We start from the raw sequence: 3,394 nt of genomic DNA, 5'->3' as shown, positions 1-3,394 counted from the left end.
AGATGTGTATAAGAGACAGCTGCTGTACACCACGCAGGCGTGCAGCGCCAGATCGGCCGCGCTGCGCGGCGTGCCGCGCGCCGCCAGGTAAGACGGGGCGGCCACCATCACCCACGGATTGGTGCCCAAGTAGCGCGCGCCCAGCGTCGAGTCAGCCATCGGGCCCATGCGGATTGCCAGGTCAACGCCTTGCTCGACCAGGTTCACATAGCGGTCGTCAAAGCTCAGGTCTACCGTGATGTCAGGGTGCCGGCCCATGTAGCGCAATACCAGCGGCACCACCACGCGGCGCCCGAAGGCCACCGAGGTGCTGATGCGCAGCATGCCGCCGACCTCGCTTTGCAGCAGCGTTGCCAGGTTGTCCGCCTCGTCGATCTCCCGGGCGATCAGCTTGCATTTGTCGTAATACAGCGCACCCACCTCGGTCGGCGTCACGCCCCGGGTGGAACGGTGTAGCAGCCGCGCACCGAGGCGCTTCTCCATGGAGGCGACGGCCTTGGTCGCCGTGGGCTGGGTGATGCCGGTCTCTATGGCGGCCTTGCTGAAGCTGCCGGTTTCGACCACGCGGATAAAAAGTGCAATGCCAGTAACTCGGTCCATTGGCTGACTGTAATCGGATTTTGCTTTTATTCCTGCATGGAATAAGACTTATCAATGCAATGAGGTTCACAAGCTGGCACTGCGGGCGAATGATACGGACATCTAACAAAGGAGCAAGCAATGGCAAAAATGAAGGCCGCAATGGCCGCAGTATTGGTAATGGAAAAGGAAGGCATCACGCAGGCTTTTGGCGTGCCGGGCGCCGCCATCAATCCGCTGTATGCGCAAATGCGCGAGCGCAATTCGATTGCCCACATTCTGGCGCGTCACGTGGAAGGTGCCTCGCACATGGCCGAGGGCTACACCCGCGCCAGGGCCGGCAACATCGGTGTGTGCATCGGCACCTCCGGCCCTGCCGGCACCGACATGATCACCGGGCTGTATTCGGCAATCGCTGACTCGATTCCCATCCTGTGCATCACCGGCCAGGCGCCGCGCGCCCGGTTGTACAAGGAAGACTTCCAAGCGGTGGACATTGAAAGCATCTCCAAACCGGTGACCAAATGGTCGGTCACGGTTCGCGAACCCGGCCTGGTGCCGCGCGCCTTCCAGCAGGCCTTCCACCTGATGCGCTCGGGCCGCCCCGGCCCGGTGCTGATCGACTTGCCGTTCGATGTGCAAATGGCCGAGATCGAGTTCGACATCGACACCTACGAGCCGCTGCCGGTCTACAAGCCCGCCGCCTCGCGCAAGCAGATCGAGAAAGCGCTGGACATGCTGATGGCCTCCAGCAAACCGCTGATCGTGGCCGGCGGCGGCATCATCAATGCCGATGCCTCCGACCTGCTGGTCGAGTTTGCCGAACTGACCGGCGTTCCCGTGATCCCGACGCTGATGGGCTGGGGCACGATTCCCGACGACCATCCGCTGATGGCCGGCATGGTCGGCCTGCAGACCAGCCACCGCTACGGCAATGCCACCATGCTGGCCAGCGACTTCGTGCTGGGCATTGGCAACCGCTGGGCCAACCGTCATACTGGCTCGCCCGAGGTGTACTGCAAGGGTCGCACCTTCGTGCATGTGGACATCGAACCGACACAAATCGGCCGCGTCTTCACGCCCGATTTCGGCATCGTCAGCGACGCCAAGGCCGCGCTGGAACTGTTCGTTCAGGTGGCGCGCGAGCGCAAGGCGGCGCAGAAGCTCAAGGATTTCAGCGACTGGGTCGGCCGCTGCACCGAGCGCAAGAAGCTGATGCACCGCAAGACGCATTTCACCGAAACACCGATCAAGCCGATGCGGGTGTTTGAGGAGATGAACAAGGCGTTTCCGCGCGACACCACCTACGTCACGACCATTGGCCTGAGCCAGATTGCCGGCGCGCAGTTCCTGCACGTGTACGGCCCGCGCAACTGGATCAACTGCGGCCAGGCTGGCCCGCTGGGCTGGACGATTCCTGCAGCGCTGGGCGTTGCCGTTGCGGATCCATCCCGCACGGTGGTCGGCCTGTCGGGTGACTACGACTTCCAGTTCATGATTGAAGAACTGGCCGTTGGCGCGCAATTCCGCCTGCCTTATGTGCAGGTATTGGTGAACAACAGCTACCTCGGCCTGATTCGTCAAAGCCAGCGCGGCTTTGAAATGGACTACTGCGTGCAGCTGGCGTTCGAGAACCAGAATGTCCCCGAGGGCGAAGGCGACCTGCGCAGCTACGGCGTGGATCACCAGGCCGTGGTGCAGGGCTTGGGCTGCAAGTCGCTGCGCGTGACCGACCCGGAAAAAATCCAGGCGGCGCTGGTCGAGGCCCAGGCCATGGCGCAGAAGTACCGCGTGCCGGTGGTGGTCGAAGTGATTTTGGAAAAGGTCACCAACATTGCCATGGGCACCGAGATCGACAAGATCAACGAGTTCGAGGACATCGACTGCCGCCATCCCGAGGGCCTCAAGGGGCTTGAGCTGGCCGGCTTGCTTGAATAATATAACGTCGTCAGAAAACAATGGAGATAACTATGCCCCGTTTCGCCGCCAACCTCACGATGCTTTTTACCGAAGTGCCGTTCCTCGACCGCTTCGAGCGTGCCGCCCAAGCGGGCTTCGAGGCCGTGGAGTTTCTTTTCCCCTATGCCTATCCCGCCGAAGAGATTCGTCAGCGGCTGGAGGCCAACCGCCTGCAGCTGGTACTGCACAACCTGCCCGCCGGCGACTGGGAGGCTGGCGAGCGCGGCATTGCCTGCCACCCGGACCGCGTGAGCGAGTTCCGTGATGGTGTGGCCAAGGCCATCGTGTATGCCAAGGCGTTGGGCGTGGGGCAACTCAACTGCCTGGCCGGCAAGGCGCCGGCCGGAGTGGCCGACGAGTTGCTACGCTCGACTTTCGTCGAGAACCTGCGCTTTGCGGCTGCCGAGCTCAAGACAGCCGGTTTGCGCTTGCTGATCGAACCGATCAACACCTTCGACATCCCCGGCTTCTACCTCAACCGCACCGTGCAAGCTGTGTCGATTCTGGATGAAGTCGGTGTCGACAACGCCTTTGTGCAGTACGACATCTACCACGCGCAGCGCATGGAGGGCGAGCTGGCCGCGACGATGCAGAAGTACCTGCCGCGCATTGGCCACATCCAGCTCGCCGACAACCCGGGCCGCAATGAGCCGGGCACGGGGGAAATCAACTACCCCTTCCTGTTCGCCCACCTGGACCGCATCGGCTATAAGGGCTGGATCGGTTGCGAATACAAGCCTGCCACCACCACCGAGGCTGGCCTCGACGGTTCTGTCGCGTTGACGGTCAAGCCGCCCGCTGGTCTATGCTGAGTGCTTTGACAGAGGAAGTTTTGGCTACCAAAGGGATGCGATTC

The 3,394-nt window shown here is 62.2% G+C and carries 3 protein-coding genes; 2 read left to right on the top strand and 1 reads right to left on the bottom strand.

Translation table 11 applies throughout. The features are described from left to right. A partial coding sequence (locus B3F77_RS13250; RefSeq protein ID WP_293605401.1) for a LysR family transcriptional regulator occupies nucleotides 1-600 on the bottom strand: 600 nt, incomplete at its 3' end. A gap of 120 nt (nucleotides 601-720) precedes the next feature. On the opposite strand from B3F77_RS13250, the gene gcl reads away from it, so the two are divergent. Further along, a complete protein-coding gene (gene gcl, locus B3F77_RS13245) occupies nucleotides 721-2,517 on the top strand; it encodes a glyoxylate carboligase (RefSeq protein WP_293605400.1) in 1,797 nt (598 codons plus the stop codon). Between the two features lie 32 nt (nucleotides 2,518-2,549). Then, on the top strand, nucleotides 2,550-3,350 hold the full coding sequence (hyi, locus tag B3F77_RS13240) for a hydroxypyruvate isomerase (protein ID WP_293605399.1): 801 nt from the start codon (nucleotides 2,550-2,552) through the stop codon (nucleotides 3,348-3,350). The last annotated feature ends 44 nt before the right edge of the window (nucleotides 3,351-3,394 follow it).

Origin of the sequence: Polaromonas sp. UBA4122 (assembly GCA_002381615.1) — a bacterium.
GTDB lineage: Bacteria > Pseudomonadota > Gammaproteobacteria > Burkholderiales > Burkholderiaceae_C > Polaromonas.
The sequence above is the reverse complement of the archived record's forward strand: the minus strand, read 5'-3'. Positions and strand labels throughout refer to the sequence as shown.

Bases quoted from the DNA above. Each gene is read 5' to 3' on its own strand.
- hyi (WP_293605399.1), top strand. From the start codon at position 2,550: ATGCCCCGTTTCGCCGCCAACCTCACGATGCTTTTTACCGAAGTGCCG.
- gcl (WP_293605400.1), top strand. From the start codon at position 721: ATGGCAAAAATGAAGGCCGCAATGGCCGCAGTATTGGTAATGGAAAAG.